Source organism: Zavarzinia sp., assembly GCF_049306435.1.
Taxonomy (GTDB): domain Bacteria; phylum Pseudomonadota; class Alphaproteobacteria; order Zavarziniales; family Zavarziniaceae; genus Zavarzinia.
On sequence record NZ_JBAQRT010000132.1, the window covers coordinates 1 to 21455 of the forward strand.

General features: G+C 66.0%; 32 protein-coding genes. 6 read left to right on the forward strand and 26 right to left on the reverse strand.

Features of this window, described 5'->3' with window-relative positions:
- The 25 genes from WAZ62_RS07075 to WAZ62_RS07195 form a co-directional block, all read right to left on the reverse strand.
- A partial coding sequence (locus tag WAZ62_RS07075) for a tape measure protein (protein WP_422642811.1) occupies window positions 1-971 on the reverse strand: 971 nt, incomplete at its 3' end.
- Between the two features lie 101 nt (window positions 972-1072).
- On the reverse strand, window positions 1073-1399 hold the full coding sequence (locus tag WAZ62_RS07080) for a hypothetical protein (protein WP_422642812.1): 327 nt from the start codon (window positions 1397-1399) through the stop codon (window positions 1073-1075).
- 61 nt (window positions 1400-1460) lie between these two features.
- Window positions 1461-2009: a gene transfer agent family protein gene (locus WAZ62_RS07085; RefSeq protein WP_422642813.1), complete on the reverse strand. Its 549-nt coding sequence runs from the start codon at window positions 2007-2009 to the stop codon at window positions 1461-1463.
- Window positions 2009-2458: a phage tail tube protein gene (locus WAZ62_RS07090; RefSeq protein WP_422642814.1), complete on the reverse strand. Its 450-nt coding sequence runs from the start codon at window positions 2456-2458 to the stop codon at window positions 2009-2011. The genes WAZ62_RS07085 and WAZ62_RS07090 overlap by 1 nt, the downstream gene beginning before the upstream one ends.
- A 218-nt stretch (window positions 2459-2676) precedes the next feature.
- Window positions 2677-3027, reverse strand: a complete 351-nt coding sequence (locus tag WAZ62_RS07095) for a gene transfer agent family protein (protein WP_422642815.1) — start codon at window positions 3025-3027, stop codon at window positions 2677-2679.
- Complete coding sequence (locus tag WAZ62_RS07100; RefSeq protein ID WP_422642816.1) at window positions 3027-3440, reverse strand: DUF3168 domain-containing protein; 414 nt, start codon at window positions 3438-3440, stop codon at window positions 3027-3029. Before WAZ62_RS07100 ends, WAZ62_RS07095 begins: the two co-directional genes overlap by 1 nt.
- Window positions 3440-3895 (reverse strand): HK97 gp10 family phage protein, encoded by a 456-nt coding sequence (locus WAZ62_RS07105; protein WP_422642817.1) that lies wholly within the window; start codon window positions 3893-3895, stop codon window positions 3440-3442. The genes WAZ62_RS07100 and WAZ62_RS07105 overlap by 1 nt, the downstream gene beginning before the upstream one ends.
- On the reverse strand, window positions 3892-4269 hold the full coding sequence (locus WAZ62_RS07110; RefSeq protein ID WP_422642818.1) for a head-tail adaptor protein: 378 nt from the start codon (window positions 4267-4269) through the stop codon (window positions 3892-3894). Before WAZ62_RS07110 ends, WAZ62_RS07105 begins: the two co-directional genes overlap by 4 nt.
- Complete coding sequence (locus WAZ62_RS07115; RefSeq protein ID WP_422642819.1) at window positions 4266-4559, reverse strand: head-tail connector protein; 294 nt, start codon at window positions 4557-4559, stop codon at window positions 4266-4268. Before WAZ62_RS07115 ends, WAZ62_RS07110 begins: the two co-directional genes overlap by 4 nt.
- A gap of 2 nt (window positions 4560-4561) precedes the next feature.
- On the reverse strand, window positions 4562-5002 hold the full coding sequence (locus WAZ62_RS07120) for a hypothetical protein (RefSeq protein WP_422642820.1): 441 nt from the start codon (window positions 5000-5002) through the stop codon (window positions 4562-4564).
- Between the two features lie 60 nt (window positions 5003-5062).
- A complete protein-coding gene (locus tag WAZ62_RS07125; RefSeq protein ID WP_422642821.1) occupies window positions 5063-6325 on the reverse strand; it encodes a phage major capsid protein in 1263 nt (420 codons plus the stop codon).
- A 9-nt stretch (window positions 6326-6334) separates the two neighbouring features.
- The gene (locus WAZ62_RS07130) at window positions 6335-7165 is read right to left on the reverse strand and encodes a head maturation protease, ClpP-related (protein ID WP_422642822.1); all 831 of its coding nucleotides are present in this window, start codon (window positions 7163-7165) and stop codon (window positions 6335-6337) included.
- Window positions 7152-8426, reverse strand: coding sequence for a phage portal protein (locus tag WAZ62_RS07135; protein WP_422642823.1), 1275 nt, complete (start codon window positions 8424-8426; stop codon window positions 7152-7154). Before WAZ62_RS07135 ends, WAZ62_RS07130 begins: the two co-directional genes overlap by 14 nt.
- Before the next feature lies 1 nt (window position 8427).
- Window positions 8428-10029, reverse strand: coding sequence for a terminase large subunit (locus WAZ62_RS07140; protein ID WP_422642824.1), 1602 nt, complete (start codon window positions 10027-10029; stop codon window positions 8428-8430).
- Window positions 10030-10052: 23 nt separating this feature from the next.
- Window positions 10053-10586, reverse strand: a complete 534-nt coding sequence (locus WAZ62_RS07145; RefSeq protein WP_422642825.1) for a P27 family phage terminase small subunit — start codon at window positions 10584-10586, stop codon at window positions 10053-10055.
- Window positions 10587-10720: 134 nt separating this feature from the next.
- Complete coding sequence (locus WAZ62_RS07150) at window positions 10721-11053, reverse strand: HNH endonuclease signature motif containing protein (RefSeq protein ID WP_422642826.1); 333 nt, start codon at window positions 11051-11053, stop codon at window positions 10721-10723.
- Window positions 11054-11137: 84 nt separating this feature from the next.
- The gene (locus WAZ62_RS07155; protein ID WP_422642827.1) at window positions 11138-11737 is read right to left on the reverse strand and encodes a hypothetical protein; all 600 of its coding nucleotides are present in this window, start codon (window positions 11735-11737) and stop codon (window positions 11138-11140) included.
- A 266-nt stretch (window positions 11738-12003) separates the two neighbouring features.
- Window positions 12004-13758, reverse strand: a complete 1755-nt coding sequence (locus WAZ62_RS07160) for a hypothetical protein (protein ID WP_422642828.1) — start codon at window positions 13756-13758, stop codon at window positions 12004-12006.
- Between the two features lie 11 nt (window positions 13759-13769).
- Window positions 13770-14810: a DUF7146 domain-containing protein gene (locus WAZ62_RS07165; RefSeq protein WP_422642829.1), complete on the reverse strand. Its 1041-nt coding sequence runs from the start codon at window positions 14808-14810 to the stop codon at window positions 13770-13772.
- Between the two features lie 44 nt (window positions 14811-14854).
- A complete protein-coding gene (locus WAZ62_RS07170) occupies window positions 14855-15073 on the reverse strand; it encodes a hypothetical protein (RefSeq protein ID WP_422642830.1) in 219 nt (72 codons plus the stop codon).
- The gene (locus WAZ62_RS07175; RefSeq protein WP_422642831.1) at window positions 15073-15945 is read right to left on the reverse strand and encodes a 3'-phosphoadenosine 5'-phosphosulfate sulfotransferase; all 873 of its coding nucleotides are present in this window, start codon (window positions 15943-15945) and stop codon (window positions 15073-15075) included. The genes WAZ62_RS07170 and WAZ62_RS07175 overlap by 1 nt, the downstream gene beginning before the upstream one ends.
- Window positions 15946-16034: 89 nt before the next feature.
- Window positions 16035-16199, reverse strand: coding sequence for a hypothetical protein (locus WAZ62_RS07180; protein ID WP_422642832.1), 165 nt, complete (start codon window positions 16197-16199; stop codon window positions 16035-16037).
- 4 nt (window positions 16200-16203) lie between these two features.
- Entirely contained in the window at window positions 16204-16443 is a 240-nt protein-coding gene (locus WAZ62_RS07185) for a hypothetical protein (protein ID WP_422642833.1), read from the reverse strand.
- Window positions 16444-16445: 2 nt separating this feature from the next.
- Window positions 16446-16976, reverse strand: a complete 531-nt coding sequence (locus WAZ62_RS07190) for a phage regulatory CII family protein (protein WP_422642834.1) — start codon at window positions 16974-16976, stop codon at window positions 16446-16448.
- Window positions 16963-17334 (reverse strand): carph-isopro domain-containing protein, encoded by a 372-nt coding sequence (locus WAZ62_RS07195; protein ID WP_422642835.1) that lies wholly within the window; start codon window positions 17332-17334, stop codon window positions 16963-16965. The genes WAZ62_RS07190 and WAZ62_RS07195 overlap by 14 nt, the downstream gene beginning before the upstream one ends.
- A 57-nt stretch (window positions 17335-17391) precedes the next feature.
- Between WAZ62_RS07195 and WAZ62_RS07200 the strand changes: the two genes are divergently transcribed.
- Window positions 17392-18126: a LexA family transcriptional regulator gene (locus WAZ62_RS07200; protein WP_422642836.1), complete on the forward strand. Its 735-nt coding sequence runs from the start codon at window positions 17392-17394 to the stop codon at window positions 18124-18126.
- Between the two features lie 11 nt (window positions 18127-18137).
- Here WAZ62_RS07200 and WAZ62_RS07205 read toward each other — a convergent pair whose 3' ends face one another.
- A complete protein-coding gene (locus WAZ62_RS07205) occupies window positions 18138-18602 on the reverse strand; it encodes an HIRAN domain-containing protein (RefSeq protein ID WP_422642837.1) in 465 nt (154 codons plus the stop codon).
- A gap of 127 nt (window positions 18603-18729) precedes the next feature.
- On the opposite strand from WAZ62_RS07205, the gene WAZ62_RS07210 reads away from it, so the two are divergent.
- The 5 genes from WAZ62_RS07210 to WAZ62_RS07230 all read left to right on the forward strand — a co-directional run bounded on the left by WAZ62_RS07210 (window position 18730) and on the right by WAZ62_RS07230 (window position 21324).
- Window positions 18730-19080 carry a hypothetical protein gene (locus WAZ62_RS07210; protein ID WP_422642838.1) on the forward strand — a complete coding sequence of 117 codons (351 nt, stop codon included), beginning with the start codon at window positions 18730-18732 and terminating at the stop codon, window positions 19078-19080.
- A 162-nt stretch (window positions 19081-19242) separates the two neighbouring features.
- Window positions 19243-19989, forward strand: a complete 747-nt coding sequence (locus WAZ62_RS07215; protein WP_422642839.1) for a hypothetical protein — start codon at window positions 19243-19245, stop codon at window positions 19987-19989.
- A gap of 16 nt (window positions 19990-20005) precedes the next feature.
- Window positions 20006-20284 (forward strand): hypothetical protein, encoded by a 279-nt coding sequence (locus WAZ62_RS07220; RefSeq protein WP_422642840.1) that lies wholly within the window; start codon window positions 20006-20008, stop codon window positions 20282-20284.
- A 3-nt stretch (window positions 20285-20287) separates the two neighbouring features.
- A complete protein-coding gene (locus tag WAZ62_RS07225) occupies window positions 20288-20542 on the forward strand; it encodes a hypothetical protein (protein WP_422642841.1) in 255 nt (84 codons plus the stop codon).
- Window positions 20539-21324 carry a hypothetical protein gene (locus WAZ62_RS07230; protein WP_422642842.1) on the forward strand — a complete coding sequence of 262 codons (786 nt, stop codon included), beginning with the start codon at window positions 20539-20541 and terminating at the stop codon, window positions 21322-21324. Before WAZ62_RS07225 ends, WAZ62_RS07230 begins: the two co-directional genes overlap by 4 nt.
- Window positions 21325-21455: the final 131 nt, after the last annotated feature.

The following is a 21455-nucleotide window of genomic DNA, read 5'->3' on the forward strand; positions in this document are numbered from 1 at the left end:
GCCCGCATCCGGGCCGAGGCCGCAAACAGCGCCGGAATGGTCCGCGACACCAGGGCGGTTCCGATGACCGTCAGCGCGACAGCCGCCACGTCGAGGTTATTGGCGAGATAGGTGATCGCACCCGACAGGATCGCCGTCGCGCCCGCCGCCTTGTCGACCGCGCCCGCGCCCCGCAGGAGCTGATTTTCCAGCACCGTGAAGGCGCCGGACAATGTCAGCGTCGCCTTCGCCGCCTGACCTTCAAGTTGCCCCGCGCCCTTCAGGAAGGCCTGGAAGAAGTCATGCGACGTTACCTTGCCGTCAGCGATCAGGGTGCGCAGCCTGGCGACCGAGCCGCCGGCCACGTCGAGGTTGTTGGCGACCGCTTGCGCGATGACCGGCAAGCCCTCGAGGACCGAGTTGAATTCCTCGGCCCGAAACACGCCCGAGCCGAGCCCCTGCGAGAGTTGGAGCAAAGCATCCGACGCGGCAGCGGTCGACGTCCCCTGAATGCGGACGGCGGCCGACACGCCGTCGACGAAGGTCTTGAGCTGCGCCTGCGTCGCCCCCAGGGATTTAGCCGCCCGACTGGCCCGGGCATAGACCTGCCCCAGGCTCTCGACCTCGACGCCATTACGGTTGGCGGCGGCGAACAGGCCGTCCTCGACCTGGGCGAAGGCCTGTCCTTCGAGGCCCGCCGTCTTCAGCGTGTTGGCGAAGCGGGTGTAACCATCGGCGAGGTGCTCAGCCGCCTCGATACCCTGCACGCCGACGAAGGCCGCGCCCAGCTGCAGCAGGCCGGCGCGCGCCCGGGCGATAGAGCCGTCCAGGCCGGAAAAGGCCGTGCCCGAGCGCTTGTTCAGCTCGTCGAAACGTCGCTTGATCTCGCCCGACCGCTGGGCAGCCACATTCGCCGCCTTCGCCATCTGCTTCTCGAAGGCATTGGCCTTCGCCTCGAGCACGACGATCAGCTTTTCGACGTCTGTGGCCATGAGATTCCCATGAAAAAAGGCGCCCGGTCAGGGCGCCTGGATCAATTGCGGCGATTGGCTCGCCGCGAGACAACAGCCTTAAACAGCGGATGATCGACCGATCATCGCTCGCACTTCACGCGCTCGATCCACTGCCCCTTCGGGGAGCCCGTGAGCCACCTTCCAAGCCGAAGATAATCCTCGCGGACGATGGTCACCCCGCGACACTCACCGGCGAGATACTTCTGCATCAGCAGGTGCCGATCTGCGGCCCGATCGCCGTCGAACCCCACATCCGCGATATTCTTGATGTAAAACTTGTAGTCGTGATCGGGACCATCTGCCTCGAAAACGTGCATATCGCCCGAGCGCTCCATGACGGTGGCGCCCATTTCCGTGCCTGCGCATCCCGTCAGCCCGATCGCGGCCACCAAGATCATAATCCGCATCACCATTTCCCCGCATTGCCCGCGCGGATTGTGCCACCGCGCGGCGAGCGGGTCGAGCGCATCAGTGCAGCCTGATCGTCGGATCATTCAGCGCCCGCAGCGCATCCATGATCTCGTCGAATTCCGCGTCCGTGGGGGCATCCGCGCCCGTCTTGCCCATCGCCGCGAAGGTCGACAGCAGGCCGCCAAGGCTCATCCGGTCCAGCGCCGCAGGCGAGACGCCGAATTCCATCAGCTTCCTCCTGAACTTGGCGAAGTCGATCGGACGCTCGACGGATCGTCCTTTCTCGCCTCCCATCTCCGGCAGGCCGTTGAAGGCCGCGCCCATCGCCAGCATGGCGGCGGGCACGGCTTCGGCCCGAAGGCGCACCATGGCGGTGGCTGCCACATCCTCCGCTTCGACCGGCCCCAGGCCGGCGCCAACCAGGCCAAGACGCAGCACATCGAGCACATCATCGACCCGCCACGACCGCGACCACAGGCGGCGGGCCACGGCCTGCACGCCCGCATCGCGGCGCCGCTGCAGCTCGTCCAGCATTCCGCAGTCGAGGCAGAGCGCACGGCGCCGTCCGGCCAGATCGACCACCACCGTGGCAGCGGGCGACATCATCAGACCGCCGGAACCCAGGTCGGCTTGCCGTCGAAGGTGATCGTGAAACTGTTCTGCCAGCGCTGGCCGCGCTCGCCGGACTGCTCATAGGCCGTCAGCAGCGCCGGTCCGACCAGATATCCTCCGCCATTGGCAGCCGACAGATTGGTATAGACTCGGACGTTCTTGTAACCCCCAGCGAGATCCCATTCATTCCAGGTGTCGGCCGAGGCCTGTGCGAGAAGGCCGCCACCGCTGACCTGCTTCTGACGGCTGATTTCATCGATCGCCAGCCACGATGCGAGATCGGGATCCTCGCAATCGGGAATATTGGTCGTATTCGTCTCGACGTTCGTCGTGACCGTCAGCGAGGTGACGCCGCAGGGCGCCTCGAATACCTCGGTCGGGGTCGCGCCGTCCCCCAGCATGAGGGCGATCAGCCCGAATTTGATCGAAACAGCTTGTGCCATCACAGGTCTCCAATTTGCGCCTTGCCTAAGGGCGGCGATCAGCATCGGGTCGGGTCAGGCGGCCCGACTTGTCCATTTTCGCAGCCGCGGGGCGAGCCACGCGGCAGGCCGCCCCGATCGCCACGGCGGCATCGGCGCAGGGGCCGGTAACCAGCGTGGTAAGACCGGCCGGATAGGCCAGGACCGCGCGCGGCGTCGGTCGCCAGTCGAAGGCCCGGCTAAACCGGATCCAGGGCATCGGCCTCCCCCTCGCCCATGGGAAGGGCATCGGGATCGCCCCAGAGCGCCATCATGATGATGGCCTGGGCCAGCTCGACCGACAGCGCCAGGGGGCCATCCTCGACGTGGACCGCGACCAGGCGCCGGGCCTCGTCCTTGGCGAGCCCGCCACCCTCGAGGCCGAGGCGGATCGTGTCGGTGACATCCGAGACGCGCCAGGTCCTCGTCATCAGCCGCCCGAGGATCTCCTCGGGGCCGGCATCGCAGCGCTGCTCAAGCGCGCGCAGGTGCTCGATGCCGAGGCGAAAAGCGTGCTCGCCACCGGCCCAGGTCAGTGTCTTGGTGTTCATCAGACTTCCTCGAGCAGCGCTTCGACGGTCACGATGCCGTGACCCGTCAGCCCATCCGCATCCATGAAGGCCCGCCGGCCAGTCACCCGCAGCTCGACGAGCGCGTGGTCGACGAAGCCGGTGTCCAGCCCGCGCAGGGCCGTGGCGACCGCATCGACCATGCGCTTGGCCCAGACGAGACCGGGCCGACGCGACCAGCAGTCGATCTGCAGTGCGTGAAGCGCTGAGGCGACGCAATCGGTGTCGTCCTCGACCGTGTCGCACGGCCCGAACGAGATATAGGCGTCGAGCCCGCCCCATGCGGCGGCATCGGCCGGCACGCGATCATAGACATCGGATGCCAAGGCCATGACGGCTGGCGCGGCGCGAAGGGCATCGCGCACGACCTTTTGCAATTCTTCCTGTGGACTCATCAGACAGCCCCTTCCTTGAGGCCCTGGCGGATCGCGCGCGCCATGCGGGTCTTGCTCGATTGCCGCTTCGCCCGCCAGGCGGGGAAGAAGAACGGGCTTGCGGCGATGGCGGGAATTTCCGCGCCCTTGAATTTCCCGCCAGCGAGATGAGCCCGGGTCCCGAACTCGACGAACAGGGCATGGAAGGCATCACCGCCGCCGGCATAGATCGTGATGGTCATGCCGTCGATCGCCTGCTTGCTCCTGCCCAGGACCATCGCGCCCTTCGGCGCCTCGCCCCAGGTCCAGCCGATGCTGTCACGCAGATCGCCGGAGTCGACCGACACCAGCCGCCGCATGAGCTGCACGATCTCTTCCGCCGATTTTTCCATCGCCGCCCGCAGGCGTTTCACGGCCGCGTCCGGGATGCGGCGTTTCAGCTTCGCCTCCAGCGCGGCCAGCCCCTGTACCGTCACGCCGCCACCCCGCTCTCGACCATGACGTCGAGCCACTGCCGATCCGGCGTCGGGATAACCGAGCGCACGGCATAGACCGGACCCGACCAGTAGGAGCCGCTGGAATCTGCCGCCCAATCCCCCGCGCGCAGATCGCGCATCCGCCAGTCCGCGCCGATCTGCCGCGTCGTCGACCAGGCCCGCACCCGGACGATGATCGGCTGCCGCCCCTCCAGGCGTCCGGCGATCACACCCTCGCCGCCCCGAAGCGCGGTGAAGCCTGCGTAGCAGGTCAGCCGCTGTGACCAGGACTCGACCCGATTGCCGAAGCCATCGTCCGCCACGTCCCGCTGGTCGAACGCGACGCGCTCGACCAGATCGCCCGCACCGCTCATACCCGCAGCATCCTGTAGGGGCCGATCAGCCACAGCACATTCGGGGTCAGCGCGATTTGTGACGACACAGATCCCACCTGTGCGGTTTCGCGGAAATTATACAGATCCCCGACAACCAACAAGGCGGCAGCCTGGAACACGGCATCCGCGCCCGCCGGCACCGCGGCGATGCGGCAATATTGCAGCAAGCCGGCCTCCGCCGCGGCGACATAAAGGGCGATCAGCTCGTCGTCATCGTCGAAATCGACCCGAAGATGCTTCTTCGCCTGTTCCAGGCTGACGATGGTCATGATCAGGCCTGATCGGCTTCCGGCTTGTTGTAACCGTTGCCCTTGATCACGACGGCCGCCACCGGCGTACCGGTGCCATGGGTGCCGGAAAAATCGGCCAGCAGCTTCAGATAGCGGCGCCCGCCCTTGTAACCATAGCGATACACCGCCGCCGACGCATGGGCCGCGATCAGGGCCTTGATGATGCCGCCGGCGCCGACGTCATCGGCCCCCAGGATATCGTCCGCCTCGACCGCGTCATAGGTCGAGTCATCATCGCTGTGGGTCAGCTTGAATTCGATCTTGTTGGTGCCCGAAAACGTGACGCCGCCGGCGCCGATGGCGAGCACGATTTCCGCCGAATCATACCCCTGCAGATCGATGGCCCCGGGGGTATTGTCGGCGGCGAGCACGGCCGCGCCGATCGCCTGAACGGCGATGATCTTGGAATGGAGGTCCTTCATTTCATGATTCCTTGCGAGTTACGAGGTGGCCGGGGTGGACCATTCCGCCCCGGCCGATCATCAGGAAGCGGCGACCTTGAGCAACTTGATCGCCTCGAAGTTCTGAACGCCGCCGCCGACCCGCTTCGTGGTGTAGAACGACACCTTGCCATCGACCTTGTAGGGGTTGCGCAGCACGCGGATGCCGATGCGGTCCAGGATCAGATACCCACGCGCGAAGTCGCCGAAGGCGACGGGGAAGGTCCCCGCCGACATGGACGGCATGTTGTCGTCGGTCAGGACCGGCTTGCCGAGGATCGTGCTCGGGGCTTCGGCGACGGTCGGGGGCGCCCACAGGTAGTTGCCCTGCCCGTCCTTCAGCTTCCGGGAAGCCGCCAGCGTCACATCCGACATCAGGAAGCGGGCGTTGCCCCGATAGCCCTGCTTCAGGCTGTGGTAAAGGTCGATGAAGGCATCGGCCGGCGCCGTCGCGGCGAAACCGGCGGCGCCACCGGTGACGGTGAAGCCGATCTTGCCCCAGGCGTAGGAGCCATTGGCCACCGTATCGTAGGACAGCAGGCCGCGCGGCTTCTTGACGCCGTTGCCGGCGATGAAGGCCGCGCCTTCCATGTCGGCGAAGGTAGTCGAAACCTCGCTCGCCAGCCACGCCTCGATATCCAGCCGGGCGTCATCGAGCACGGTCTGAGTCGCATAGGGCGATGCATAGATTTCCGCAACAGGGAACTCCAGCTGACGCAGGGTCGGGGTCGAGGTTTCCGGACGGGCATCTTCCTCGTCCACCCAGCCGGCGGTCGCGCCGCCCATCGACACTTCCTTGGTGTAGCTCGACGTCCCGATCGGCATGACCTGCGCCACCGACCGGAAGGTCGACACCGTGCCGAGCACACGGTTGATCGTCGTTTCCATTTCGACCGGGACCAGATAGCCACCGTTCGGGTCAGACTGGGTCGTGAGCTGCGCCTTGATTTCGAGATCGCGCAGGCCCGCCTCCGTGCCCTTGCGAAAGAAGCCGCCGAATGCGCTGCGATGGGCGGCCCTCGCCGGATCGTTGATCTTCGTACCGCCCGCGCCGACCGTGAGCGCCGCGAGCTGGGCATTCACCCTGTCCAGCTCGCGGCCATACTCACCGATCGAGGCATTGATACGGTCGACCGTCTCGGTCTGAATCACGTCCTTGCGGACGGCTTCGATTTCGCGCTTGTGTTCCGCCTTGAAGGTCTCGAAAGCGGTCTGCATCTGGGCGAGGATCGCATTGGGATCGTTGCCCTCGGCACGGATATAGGGCGCCCCCCGAAAGGATCGGGCGGGGAAATGCTTGGTCATGGTGACCTCTCAGGATTTCAGGGTGGCAAGGAGCCGCGCGGCAGCGGCCATGTCGAAACCAGCGCGAGGCGTGGCGGGATCGGCAGCGCCAGGCGTGCCGGTTACCTCGCGCAGCAGGCGGCGCCGCTCGGCACGCGGAACCCCCTGCTTGGCGAGAAGAAGATCGAGACTCGCGCGGGCCGACCGTTCCGCCCGGGCGGACGAAGACGGCGGCGGCGGATCGTTAGAAACCATATCGGCGAAATGCTTTTCGACGGCTTCGCGCCCGGACAGATAGGTTTCATCGTCCATCATCTTGGCGATGGATTTCCGGGCAAGGCCCGTTCGGGCCTCGTAAATATCCGTCATCGCGCCATCGACGGTTTCGAGATAGTCGGCAACCAGACGAAGCCCGTGGCGATTGTCGATCACCCCGGCCTGGGCATTGTGGATCATCATCATCGATCCGAGGCCCATGACGATCTCGTCGCCCGCCATCGCGATGAAACTCGCCGCGGAAGCCGCGATCCCCATGATCTTCACGGTTACCTTAGCCGGATGCTCCGCCAGCAGATTGTAGATCGCCAGGCCCTCGAAGACGTCGCCGCCCACCGAATTGATCTTGACGGTCACGGCCTTCGGCCCGATGGCGCGAAGCGCGCCGCCCATTCGTTTCGCCGTGAAGCCTTCCGACCAGATACCCCCGCCGATCTGTTCATAAATCGAGATGGTCGAAGGATCGTCCGCCTCCGCCGCGACCGGGCCGGCCGACCACTTTTCGAGAAGGTCGGGAGACGGGTCCCATTCGTATCCGTCCGGACGCTCCAGAGCGCTGATCTTGGGAAGTTCACGCAGGCTCATGGCCGGCCCCCGTCGTTTTCGTCGTCATCGGATTTTTCAGTCCTTCACCATCGGGATGAGGCCCAAACCCCGTGTCTTCCCTCACCTCGTTCGCCTGCATCCAGGGTTGAGATCCCCCGGCGCCGAGCGCCTTGGCATAGAATTCCGCCTGGTCCTTCATCGAACCGCGCAGCAGCTCTTTCTCATCGAAATCGGCGTAATAGCGGCCGATCTCTGCTTCGGTAAGGCAGGCAAGCGCGATCGCCTCTTCCCAGGCCTTGAACCATGGCGCGAGGGAATAGCGGACGAACAGGATACCCAGTTGCTCGATGCCCGAGCCCCATGACGTCTCATCCATCATCAGGAGGGGGCGCGGCACCCCGAAGGCGCGCGCCACTTCCTCGATCTGGAATTTTCGGGTTTCGATCTGCTGATTGTCCCGGGCCGACGACTGCGCCAGCACCGCATCCATCCCCTCCTCGAGGATGATCCACTTCCCTGCATTTTCGGCGCCGGCATATTTCGATTTCAGGCTGGCATCGAGGTTGTCGAACGCCTCGTCACCCAGTTTGGCCGGATGCTTCAGGAAGCCCCCGACCATGACGCCGTTCTTGAACAGCCGGGCGGCCCCGGCCTCCGCCTGCATCGCGAGGCCGATCGCTTCGCGCGCCACCGCCGTCCGCGAAACGCCCAGCACGCCGTCCCAGCTCAGCCCCCGCAGGTGCAGGATCTCCGATGGCGGCAGGCTGACCATGGTGCCGTCCGGCCTTGTGATGTCATAGATCACGCTCCAGTCGCTCTGCAGCCTGACCTTGACCCGCCCCGGGTCGATCGGGTTGAGCGCGATGACGCGGCCCCGTGAACGGACGATCAGGGCATATGCGTTGCCATTGACCAGGGCGCGCATCTGCATGTGGGCCTTGAACACTGACGGCGGCTGGTAGGCATTCGGCCGCGACATCAGCACCCGGTAAAGCGGGTGCTGCTCGGCATTGGTGACCACGCCGGCCGGATCGCGCTCCCGCACGTAAAGCGGCAACATGCCGATCGTGCCGGAGATCAGATCCACACAGCGCCATACCGCCATGTTGCGCAGCGCGGATTCCGGCGATACGACCGCCCCCGACAGCGTCTCGGCCCCGCCCCGCAGATAGGCTTCCATCGCGGGATCGCCGAGCATGATGGTGATGCCGCCATCTTCGGCGCGGGCACGGACAGGCTTTCCGCCTGTCGGCCCTGTCGGCCCCGCCGGGCGACGGCTGAACAGGTCTCGGATCCGCATGTCAGCCCGCCATCCTCAGGCCGCGCCTGGTGTAAATCGAGGGTTCTGCCGCGCGCTGCGTCGGCACGATGCCAATGCTCATGACGGCCGCGACGATGCCGTCGATCTTCTGCGGCGTCTTGTCCTTCGACGGCTTGATGTTACCCGCAGCGTCGCTTTCAACGACGGCGTTTTCCGCCATCCACTTCGCCATCGGGTTACCCCCGTGCTCCAGCAGCTCGCCGACCACCATGCGCTCGAATTCCTTCGACGGCGCCGACATGGATGCAAAGCCCTGGCCGAACATCACGACATTGAGGCCATCGCCCTGAAGATCGACCGCCGTCTGCGTCGAATTCCAGCGATCGACCGCGAGACCCTGAATGTTATAGATCTCGCGATCCTCCAGGATCTGGCGGCGGATCAGATTGTAATCGACGACATTGCCGCCGGTCAGGGTCAGCGCCCCGGACCGGGCAAAGGCCTCATACTTCATCTTGCGGGCCGGCGGCTGATCCTGCACGGTCGCGGAAGGCAGCCAGTGACGCCAGATGATGATCCAGCGATCACCATCCTTCTCCGGCGGGAACGACCAGGCCAGGGCGGTAATGTCGCGCGTGGCCGACAGGTCGAGACCACCCCAGCATTTCCGCCCCCTGACCTCCTGTTCCAGCTCGCGCCAATAGGCCGCGCTGTCCGGCCGAAGCGTGCAGCCTTTCCACGACGCCATCGGTATCCAGCGCGTGGCCTGCTCGGTCCAGAGATTCAAATGAAACCGCTTGTAATCGTTCTCGGCACGCGGCGAACGCTGGGCCTTGGCGCATTCGTCGGCGATGAACTGCGGCTTGACCGACACGCCGTAGTTCGGATTGGCCCGCCGGGCCGCTTCCTCCGAGGTCCAGTCCTCGTCGTCGTTCGCCGCGAAGATCACCGGCAGGAAGGACGGATCGACGATGGAACCATCGAGGATCTGCATCGCCAGTTCGTGCATCTCCCAGGCATAGCCGTGATCCTTTAGGCCCGCCGTGGTGATATAGATCTCCAGCGGCTGCCGGCGAGCCGCCATGCCCTTGTGCACGACATCCGCCAGCTCACCATCGGGCCATTCGTGGACTTCGTCGCCGATTGCGCCGGTCGGCGAAAAGCCATGCTTGCCGCCCGGACCCGACGACAGGGGCTTGAACGACCCGATCAGCTGGGGGCAGAAAATCGACGTCTTGTAGACTTCGAGATTCTTCCGGAGGGTCTCCGAGAATCCGACCATCGTGCCCGCCTTGTTGAACACGATCTTGGCCTGATCCTTGTCGACCGCCATGGAATAGACCTGGCCGCCCTTCTCGCCATCGCCGAGAAGCATCAGGAGCGATATGCCCGCGGCCAGTTCCGTCTTGCCGTTCTTCCGCGGCACCTCGATCCAGACGATGCGGATCAGCCGCGTGCCATCCGCGCGCTTCCAACCGAAAATAGGGCGGATGATCTGATCACGCTGCCAGTCCGCCAGAACGAAGGGCTTTCCCGCCCACTCCCCCTCGGTATGCCGAAGGTATTTCGGAAAGAATGCCGTCGCAGCTTGCGCCGCCGCTTCGTCCCACCACGCCCCGAATTGCTCTCCACCCCTCGGCATTGTCGGGATGGGCAGAGCATCCATTAATGGATCTGGCCGAGGATACCGATCGGCCCGGCATCATCATGTCCCGATACCTGGTCGACAGGATCGCCGGGCTTGCCCAACGGCAGTTCCGGCGCCGCCATCGACAACCTCATCATGATCTGCTGACGCGCGGCGGGCAGCATTCCGAAGTGGATCTCGTAAGCCTCGAGGCGGCGATCGATCCTGTCGAGGGCCTGAAAGGCCGGATCAAGACGCTTCATTTTGCCGTGCGGCGTCTCGGTCCAATAGGTCTCAGCCCCCGGCTTCATCGCGTCGTCGAGCGCGATCCAGCGGACCATGTATCGGCAGTAGCGTGCGAAGGCGTAACGGTCGGTCGGCCGAACGAAATTCAGCCGCTCCAGATCCCCGATCAGGTCCGTCCAGACCGCGAGCGCCGCTTTCGACAACTTCATGGGCGAGACCAGCGATCCGGGCGCCTGCTTGGCGGCGAGGCCAACGATCTTCCGCTTGCCCGGATTGCCCTTCGCCAGGGCAAGCTCCGGCTGTTGCGGTTTCCTTCCCCGGGTCATAGCCCCTCCAAAAAAAGTTTCAGCAATTACGCGGCCACGTAAGAAGCGGGACCACAGCGGTCCACGGTCTGGAGGTCTGTGACTTTTGACCCCCCTCCCCCACCCATCGGATTTTGGCCGCGAACGCCGTTCGCTCACCGCCCCCGTGAGAAGCCGCTGTCCTCACGCGCCGTCTTGGCCGAATGGCAGGACTTGCACAGCGCCTGCCAGTTGTCTCGATCCCAGAACAGCCCCTGATCACCACGATGCGGGCGGATATGATCGACCTCGGCAGAGGCTGTGGTCACCCCGCTCTCGATGCACTTGACGCAGAGCGGGTGAGACTTCAGATATCCCAACCTCGACGCCTGCCACCGGCGACCATAGCCGCGAGAGGCGGACGAGCCCCGCCTCTGATCGTATTCGCGTTTTCGGTCAGCTTCCGTCCGAACGGGACCGGTGCGGAATGTCGGCGGCATCGTCGGCATTCCATCCCTCCGGGCAACAAAAAGCCCGCCGAGTCGGTTGACCGGGCGGGCGCAATTCAAGCGCTGTAAAAGTCAATACTAGGATCAGCCCGCCCCGTCAAGGCCCCAAGGTGCGAGGGGAGGCAGCGCATCGGTGACATGCCACCGCCGCAGCCGCCCCGTCTCCATCCGGAGACCATAGGCGACCAGGATCAACCCCGAGACCCAGGCCGTATACTGACCCCGCTGGAACGCGATCTCGCGGGCATTGTCGTCGATCACGACAGGGCAGTACAGGTGACCGGGATGGCGCGGCTGGCGGGGATCGGGCCAGCGCCGTATCTCGGGCAGCGGCACGATCCTGATCGGCGCCACATCAGCCGCCCATCCCGGCCGGCTCCCCGCCCGGGCATGACGCATCAGGGTCGACGAGACCTGTCCGAGCGCGGCGACGAGGCCATGGACATGCTCGGCATCATCATCGATCGCCATGCCGCCGATCGCCCGTCCCCGCACGTCGACGTCGGCGCCCAGCATCGCCCGGTCCTCGATCGCCGCGCAGCCGTCCGCCGACCGCCCGAACACCCGATGCCCATCCGCCGCCCGCTCCAGCGGGTGCATCTGGGCACCGCAGGCATAAAGGTCCGCGCGCTGATCCCGATAGGTCCACACCAACAGCGCCTCAACGTCGATATCCACCGCCATGCTACCTCTCCCGTCCCGCCGTCCCAAGACCCGTCCCACCCTCTGTCCCACTATAACTAATTGATATATATAGATAATTAGATATTGGGACAGTGGGACATAAAAAACCCGGTCTTCCCTCGCGCATATGTGCGCATGTGTGTGGGAAAACACGAAAACCCGCCCCGTTCCTGTCCCATCACTCGAAACCCCAGCATTTCCGCGCCTCTCGGCGGGACAGGCCAGCGGGACAAAGGCGGGACAGCAGGCGGGACAGACACCGCCCGTCACACCTGCGACGTTACGTCGATATCGGGAATACCCTCGCCGTCCCGCTGTTCTTCAGCATCAAAATCCTTGCCGATCAGTGTAACCGGCAGGGCAATCGCCCGGGCCTGACTGCTGCCGGTGAACCGCACCGCGTTCCGCGTCACGAAGGTCCCGTCGATCATCTCGAGGGCCGTCTTCCACGCCCCGCCTTCCCACCGCCGCGTGCCGGCGAAGATCCGGTCCAGCGCCGCGTGCTTGTTGGCGACGACGAAGACGCGAACGACGTTCGCCTCGTTCTTCTCCTTCGGCGGCAGCTCGGTCAGCATCCTGATGCCCACCTGCCGCAAGGCCATGCGCGCATCATGTGAATCCAGATGGATCGCCTCCTGCAGGAGCGAGCCGATGGTTTTCCGCACGCCGCCGGCCCAGGCATCGACCGACGAGGTCAACAGGTGATTGAGGCACCGCTCCCCCTCGCCATCACCCTTGTCGACGTCGATCATGTCCCGGACATAGGGCAACACCTGATCGACCGCCGCCTCCACCGCGCTGCCCTCCGCCAGATCATCCCGCATGAGCGTGTCACGCCCGGCGGCCCAGGTCCCGACAAGATCGGCCTGCCGGAAGCTGCACCCCTGGCGTACCAGCTCCGCCCGGTAAAGCGCAAGCGAGTCGCGGAACCGCGGCCATCCCATGATCATGCGCGCCCACAGCCCGGCAGAGGCGGCGGACATGCGCGCCAGCACCCTCTCGACGTCCAGCAGCTCGGTATCCGCCGACAGGGGCGCCAGATCGACCACGACGAAGCGCGAACGGTCTTCAGGCGTCAACGTGGGCGGCAGGATCGCCGCCAGCCAGGCCGCGCCGACAAGCCGGAACTCCACCGCCTTGCCGCCGGACGAGCCCCGCCGCGTCGATGAGCCCGCCCCGGAAGACATATGGCGCAATATGTCCAGGATTTTGACCATGCCGTCACCCTGCCCCCGCCCCTCCGCCTCGTCGACCATGATGGCGCGCGCTTCCTCGGTCAGGGCCTGCCGCAAGCCGGCGGCGGATGTATCGGTCTGTACCCGGTCGCTGGCCGCGCCCAGGGCGGCGTTGACCAGCGCGGTCAGGGTCGACTTGCCGCAGCCATGCCGCCCCTGGATGATCGCGTGATCGCGCCAGCCCGGCGCCGCCGCCAGGAAGGCCGCCGCCATCCAGCCCAGCACCCGGTCAGCCCCGAGGCAATCCCGGTATGACCAGCGGGCGATCGGCGCCAGAATATCGGCAGCCTCCGCCGCCGTGGGGATAGCATCGAAATCCGGCCGGCCGATCCGCGGCGCCGCCGCATAGATGGTCCCGTCGATCTTGAGCCCTGAAGGATGCCACGCATCGCGATACCAGACCGCGTCGCCGCAATGGACGACAATCTCGCCCGTCGACGTCGACCAGGTGCCGATCGACCGCAGCGGCGCGGCATCGTCCCAGATCCCCGCCGCCACGCATTGCTCGATCAGCCAAGCGAAAGCGATGGAATGGTTGAACGGCCCCTTACCCGATGCATCGGGCGGAAAGGTCTCCGCCAGCCAGCCCAGCCCCCCGTCGAACAGCGAGACAACGCCGGAGAGACTGCCCAGATCACGCGCCGAGAGCATCCGCTTTTCACCAGCACGCGTCACGAAATGATAGAGGCCGTTCCGATGCCCCAGGAATCGGACAGGGCATTCGTCCGCTTCCCGCCGCCCGAACACCGCCTGATGAATACCGCTGTCGCGGGTTTGCTCGCTCATGACACCTCCGATTACGCAGCAGCGAAGGCCCGCGCGCGGGCCTGCAGCATGTCGTTGAAATCCATGCCGGGATCGGCCCAGGCCACGCGGGCGATACGCCCCTCGATCCGCTGCCGCGTCTCCGCCCGCGCCATCAGGGCGCCGGTGATCTCGGGATCGCTGTCGCTGTCACCGAGCAGGATCGCCTCGCGGCACTCCGCCGGGATGGCGATGCCGGGCCGCCCCATGTCGGGACGGGGATCGGGCACCTTCACGCCCTCGCGCCGGGGATGCGGCATCATCCGCCCGCGCCCAGCGCCGGCGAGATTGCCCAGCGACCCGGCGGCCCAGCCGGCCAGACCGGGGCAGCCCTGCATGACCGAAAGCGTGCTTTCGATGCCCTCGCCGAAACACATGACGTCACCGGCCGGCGCCAGCCGGATCGCGCCGCCGAACATCACCCCGGCCATCTTCTTGGCCGGGGTGACCAGCGCCTTGCCCTGACCGTCGTCGCGCAAATAGGTCCGATGGATGCCGATCACGCTCCGGTCGGGCCCCTGCACCGCCGCGACCATGCAGGGCAGCACCAGGCCCGAATCCGAATGCCGCATCATGGCGAAGCGCAATGTGGGCGGCACCGGCAGGGTAATCGCCCGCGACCGCAGATAGGCCTCGACCAGCGTCCCCGCCGCTGGTTTCGCCGCGCGCCAATGCTCGCGGCACCAGTCGATATAGGCGCCGATATCCTCGCGGATCGCCTTCGCCTCGACCAGGATGCGCTCCGGCGGGCGCGGCCTCGGCTGGCCGTCCGGCACCGGCGCCATCCCGAATTCCATGGAGAGATCCGTCAACGCCAGCCGGAACGCCTTCCGCTCGATCCCCATGACGAAGGAAATGACATCGCCCGAAGCCCCGCAGCCGAAGCAGAAGAACCGCTTCTGATGCTGGAGACAATGGAACGACGGCGTCTTTTCTCCATGGAATGGACAGCAGCCCCACCAGTCCCCGCGCCCGCGCTGTTTCAGCGTCGTGTAACGCCCGGCGATATCGACGATGGAGACCCGTGCCCTCACTTCGGATGCCAGATCGGCAAGCGGGGATGCTGGTGCTGCGGCCCTCACAGCAGGCGCCCCTGCCCGCCATTGGCGCGGGGGCGCGGCACATCCTGTTCCGCCGCCGGCATGGGCGGGGCAACGCCGTCCCGATGCGCGCGGCAATACCAGCGGCCGATCCGCCCGCGCAGCAGGCAGACGTCGACACCAAAGGCCCCGCGCAGATCACAGCCCGGAACCACGCAGGTCACCAGCAGGGGATGGGGGATGACATCCGCCGCCATCAGCCCACCCCGCACATGCAGCTATCGAGCAGGTCGCCCTGATCTTCGCCCCGCGCCAGCGCGTCGTAGTGGGCCGCGACCTCGCGGGCCGCCGCCTGGGGATAATCGCGGCAGTAGGCAGCAAGCTCGGCATAGGTCCAGCCATCAAACCGAAACCGTATTGGCCGATGGCGGCCCTCGCCTGCCTGACCATCGAACAGGGGGCCGATGACGGATGGCGCGGCGCGGGTGGCCCTCCGCGCCATCACCTCGCGCTCTTGCGCGATATGCCAATTCGCCGCCGAAGGGTCCGCGATCAACACCTCAAGGATGCGCGCGCGACCCTTCAGGTGGCAAAGCTGGCAGTTGCCGAAGCTCTCGGATGGCAGCTCGAGATCAAACGGCTGGCGGCGCCAGAATTGGAGAACGGCGGCCTTATTCACACCCGCCGCAGCAAGCGGCCACGTCTGCTCATCCGGGCCTCGCGCGGCATTATTGCTCGCGCGCCCCCTCGCCAAACGCTTTGGCTCGTCCGCCCTCAGGCCGATTACAGACGTGTAGTCTTCGTGCCCGAGAGATCGCATCCACGCCTGGGATGTCCGGACCTTCAAGGCCCCCGTGCAGAAGCGCATCGCGGGGTTGGGCAGCGTTTGCTTTGCCCGGATCAGCTCAGCGAACCACTTTCCCTCGCGGTCGGCGTTGTTCGGGCCGACCTCCTCGAAGCCGATATCGCCGGGCCGCCATTCCAGCCACTGAATATAGACGTCCCACACACGCCCGACCCTCTCGACGAACCTATAGGTCTCGGGATGTTCCAACCCCGTGTTTTGGAAGTTGACGTGGACATCCGGCGGCAGGCGCCCGCCGTGGGCGCGAAGGATCTCGTGCAGCATGTAAGCGCTGGTTCGGCCTCCGCTGAACTGGATGATTGCCGGGCCAGTGATTAGATAGGGACTCGATACCAATGGATGGGGGATGCCCGTCATGACCGCCCCCGCCCCTCTTTCCGGGGCCGCCGGATGAACACGATGGCGTGATGGTGGGCGCAGATCACCTTGTTCGAGGGGCAGACCTGGCCGGCAGCCGCCGCCTCCAGCTGCGCCAGCGCGGCCTGGATCATGGCCTCGTCGATCACCGCTTGCGCCATGTCGTCACCCCGCCGAAAAAGCCGCCGCCCCGGTGATCCGGGGCGGCGCGAGTTGGGAGGAGACGCCCATGCGGGCAGCGTCGCGCCCCTCGGGGCGGACATCGGCGGACGCCGGGAGGCGCCCGATAGGGATCCGAAACAGCCGGGCCAGATGATCGCCATCGGCGCCGCCGAAGCACTGGACGGCGGCGAGGGCATCGAGCAACCGACGATCGATAGCGGCGGGCGACAGCGGATGCGCCATGATCAGACCTCCCGCCCCTCGATATCGACCAGCTCGGACCGCAGCCGCGTGAGCGCGGTCAAGGCCTCGTCGAGCCGGGGAATCGCCTCCCGCGCCTCGGCCCGGGTTACCCGGCCATCCGCCAGCGCCATGACGATGGTGGCCGCGAAAACCCCGAAATCCGCCGTCGCCTCGGCCGTCAGCAGATGCAGCCCGGCCGGATCGGCACCCCGGGGCAGCGGCACATAGATGCCGCCAGCCAGCAGGGCGAAATGGTTGGCGAAGGCGGCGGACCCCGCCGCGCTCAAGGCCTCCATGCGCGCCGGGGTGACCTCATCCGGCTCGCCCATGTCGGCCAGCGCATAGACCCGCGTCTCGGACAGCCCGAGCAGGGCCATCGCTGGCCGCACGCCGCCGACATCGGCGATGGCCTCCGCCGTCACCGCCTTGAGACTGCCGGCGGGGCGGCGCTTGATGCCGATGGCGCGGCGGGCGGGAGCTTTCCGACCATCCTCCCGTGGCGGGAGGCAGCGCAGATTGTCACCCTTGCTCATGATCCACCTCGGAAGGATATGCACTGTTGCCCGGCTTTGCGTTCACACCCGTTTGCGGGGATTGGCCGCCGCCCCTCACGTCGCCGCCCACCGCTCCGATGCCGTCAGCAACTCGCGATGGCCCAGCCGCGGCGATATCGGCCAGACACTGGATCGTGATGCCGGGCAAACCCCGCCGCTGGGCGGCGCGGGCAATGCCGTTCCAATGGCGCGGCGGAATAGCTCCCCGGCGGCGCCACTGCCTGACGGTGACGCCCAGCTCGCCGAGGTCGCGGGCGAATTCTTCGGCCGATGGCCACAGAGCAATGATTGATGCGACGCTTTCCATGCCGGCAACGATACAATCGGTATTGATCAAGTCAATACGTTTTGTAGCGTGCATTCGCGTGGCCGGGCGATACACCCTGTAACGGTCATGTCCGCGACCCGAAACGCCAAGCATCCACCTCATCCACGACTGCGCCAGGCGCGCCGCGCGGCCGGCTATGCTTCAGCCGGCTCTTTCGCCCGGGCCGCCGGGATCGAGGAGGGAGGCTATCGGCATCACGAAAACGGCACGCGCCCGCTCACCGTGGAGGCCGCGCAAAAATACGCTCCGCTGTTGCGCTGCGATTGGGTGTGGCTGTTCAATGGCGCTGCCATCAGCGACGCCGCCATCAGCCATTTAGACAACGATGCGGAGATGATGGGGGACGATGACAACGGCCCGCTCGAGCGCATGGGTTTCGCCCTGATCAACGTCTATGACGCCACCCTTTCCGCCGGCCACGGCGCTGTTAATGGGCAGCGGATCGCCGTCAACCATAAACTGGCCTTCCGGCTTGATTGGCTTCGCAGCCGCACCTCGGCAAGCCTGGATAAAATCGGTATCCTTCGCGTCCACGGCAACAGCATGGAACCAGATTTAAGATCGGGTGATACCGTGCTCTTAGATATGTCAGTGACGGAAATTCGCCGCGACGGCATGTATGCCATCTCCTATCGAGACGGCGACGAGGCCATGGTCAAGAATATCCGCCGCGACCCACGCAACAGACGACTGATCATCCGTAGCTCGAATTCTTCTGACTATCCGGAAATACCAGACGTTCGCGACGATGATATCATTGTCTGGGGGCGCGTATTATGGGTTGGTCGAAACATCGAATAACTCAAATCTTATCACTTTACAATTACATCAAGCACTAGACCAAGCGATGGCTTTTCTTTAGTTCCTCCTGTAATGCTATAAACAGACACGGATATTATTCTCGAATCTTCCATATCACGAAGAATTCGCTCCGCTTTTTGGCGAGGCACATACCCGACCTGCCGCCCCAGAACATAAACCGCTACCGCATTTTGGTCGTAAGGATTAGCAGGCTCATGCCTGAACTCGACCGCGTCGCCCGCGCGGCATAGCGCCAACACCCGCTGCCGCGAGGATCCGTCCGCGTTCGGCATGGCCTCGCCGGCCACGTCGAGTAGGAATGATCGAGTTGCCTTATCCGCGCCCTCTGTGGCGGCATCGACGCCTTGCCAGTCATTGGATGGCTTCCCGCCCGCATCCCGATCGCGCCGGCCGGAAAACTTCGCCCCGATTACGACCACGATTCCCGCGATCGCCATCCACCACCAGACGCCCATTTTCCCTCTCCCCCCGATGCGCAACGAAGATACAGCGCGCGCCGGGCCGCGACGCGATACCTTTTGTATTGACGTGGACGATACCGTTTGTATTGTTTGCCCCATCACCTGCTGATGGGAGCCACCAATGCCGATGCGAAAGCCGCCCGACCAGGGCAAGAACTACCTCAAGGCGACGGACATCGAAGCCGCTTTCGCCAAGCCCACCATCGCCCATGAATGGGCCGGCACCAAGCTGCAGGTGATCGAGCGCGAGGGCGATACCTACGATCTGACCGACGATTTCCGCATCATCGTCGACAGCCTGACCTTCTCCGCCGCGCTCGAGTTCGGCGACCTCATCGTCAGCGCCCGCCGCCTGGCGCGGGCACTCGGTCAGGGCAACGCCGGCCGACTGGCCGTGATCGACACCCTGCTGCAGGCCCTGCGCCCCACGATCGGCAATATCCCGCTGCGCCTCACCACGGAGGGCCGCTGACATGGCCCGCCATCCCCTCATCCGATCTGCCGGCGGCCCCATGCCCCCTCGCCGCCGGCAGCCAGCGCGGGAGGGTTGCCCTTCGCCCTCCCGCGCGACCCCGCCCGTGATCCTGATGGCGAACGCCGTTCGCCCCAACCCCCAGCCTTCGGAGGTCTGATCATGACCGACACCTCATCCCGCATGATCCGCGTCTCCGGCGCCGCCCTCGCGGCGGCGAGCCTGTTCAGCGACCGCGAGGACACCCGCCTTTACCTGGCCGGCGCCCTGATTGCCCCACACCCGGATGGCGGCGTCCTGGTCACCGCCAGCGATGGTGCCGCCATGATTTTCATTCGCGACGTCAACGGTTATGCCTCCGCCGCGTGGAACTGCGATCTGCCGAAGCCGCTGATCGCCGCGGCGAGGACAAGACACTTCTCGGTCCCCCCGGCCGATCCGACCGTCTACTTCATGGGCAACACCTGTCACGTCATCGGCTTCGGCGATTACGGCGATGCCACCTTCGTCGATGTCGACGAGAAGACGGGGACCTTCCCCGGCCTTTCGGCGCCGGACGCCCGCACGATCCATTATGGTTACGCCCCGCCGATCGACTCCCCCTTTCCGGCCCTCGAAAGGATCCTTCGTCGATCGACGGATAGTCCCGCCGCGACCTTCATCGTCAACGCCCGGCTGGTCGCCCGCTTCGCCGAGGCGCAGACCCTGCTGACCAGAAATATCACCCCCGGCATCCATATCGAGCCAGGGATGGACAGCGAGGCCATCATCGTTCGCCCCCTGACGTCCAGCCCGGCATGGTTCGGCCTCGTGATGCCGATGTATCAGCCGAGGCCCACCAAGGGCCTGAAGGGTCTGCCCGACTGGATGGCCCCGCTCATCACCCCCACCGCCTCGACCGCCGCCTGACAAGGGAGACAACCCCATGAATTACACTCCGATCCGCTGCGGCAGAATGCCGGACGGCACGCCCATCATGGGCCGCATGGCCGCCACGGCGCCGGCCCGGAAGCCCGACACCCGCCCGCCGGCCGAACGCATGGCCGACGACATGATGACGGCCTATGAGCGCAAGGGCGCCGTCCTCGACGCCGACCTGTCGCGCGCCGGCTGGACCGTCGCCGAGATCGCCGAACACGGCGACAAGGCCGGCTCGATCCTGCGCAGGCGCATCGGCCGCCAGGCCCTGCCGGCGGAGGCGTGAGCGATGACCGCGCCCCGCCACCATGCCACCGGCGCCCTGGTCACCGCCGGCACCACCACGGTTTACCGCGTGCTGTCGAGCCGCCGCAGCGACCTTGCCGGCTGGCTGCACGAACTGTCGCCGGTGACCGGCGGCGTCACCATTTACCGCTTCGGCGAGGCCCTGACCGAGGTGGAAGCCCCGGCCCGCCCCCGCGTGACCGATATCGTCGCCCGTGGCACCGCCCGCCTCGGCATCATTCAGGGAGACAAGCCGTGATCGCCCCCACCGTCGACATCCTCTCGCCCACCGATCATCTGCGCTGGCTGGCCAATGCCGCGCGGATCGCCGAGGCTCGCGCGATCTTTACCCGCCTCTGCGACACCCGCGCGGCGGAATGGTCCGAACAGGACATCAACGATTACAATCGCGCCAAGGAAGCCGAGGTCCTCGCGCTGCAGGATCTCGACACCCTGCACCGGGGCGCCGCCGCCGCGTCGCTCCCCGCCACGCTCACCCTGACCGGGCCGATGGTCGCCATCGTCGCCAACCTGGTCGCCGCCGCGCTCTGCTTCGACCAGGCGGCGGTCGCCATGGGATCCCTGCCCGACGATGGCGGGGATTGGACCGACGAGCACCACCGGGCGAGCAATCGGGCCTGCGACGACGAGATGCAGGGCTGGGAGCTGCTCGCCGCGCTCCGCCGGGGCGAGCCGGCGGACCTGACCGCGCTCCGGCGGATCGTGTTCAGGCCCCGCGTGACCTGCTATTGGGACCCGGAGTGCGAGGAGCCCGGCGCCAGCCACATCGAGGATCTGCTTAACAACTACGACCATGGCGAGATTGCGGAAATCGAGCATGTCGCCGTGGTCGACAGGACCTTCCATGTCGCCTTGCCGCCCGCGCCCGATGCGGGGGACGATGAAGGCTGGAGCTTCGTTGGCCGGACTTTCGGCGAGGCCGCCGAAGCCCTCGCCGCCGAGCAGGCCCACCGCGCCGCGCTGACCGACGAGCACGGCATCCCGCTGGCCGCTCTGGGGAAGGAGTCGCTCGATGCTTGATCGTCGCCGCCGCCGCACCATCGCGAACGCCGCTCGCCAGGCCGGCACTGCCGGTTGGCTGGCGCTGGCCGATCACTTCATCGGCGGCATCGCCGCCGGTTTCATCGGCGCCCTGATCGCCGTCCTGTGGG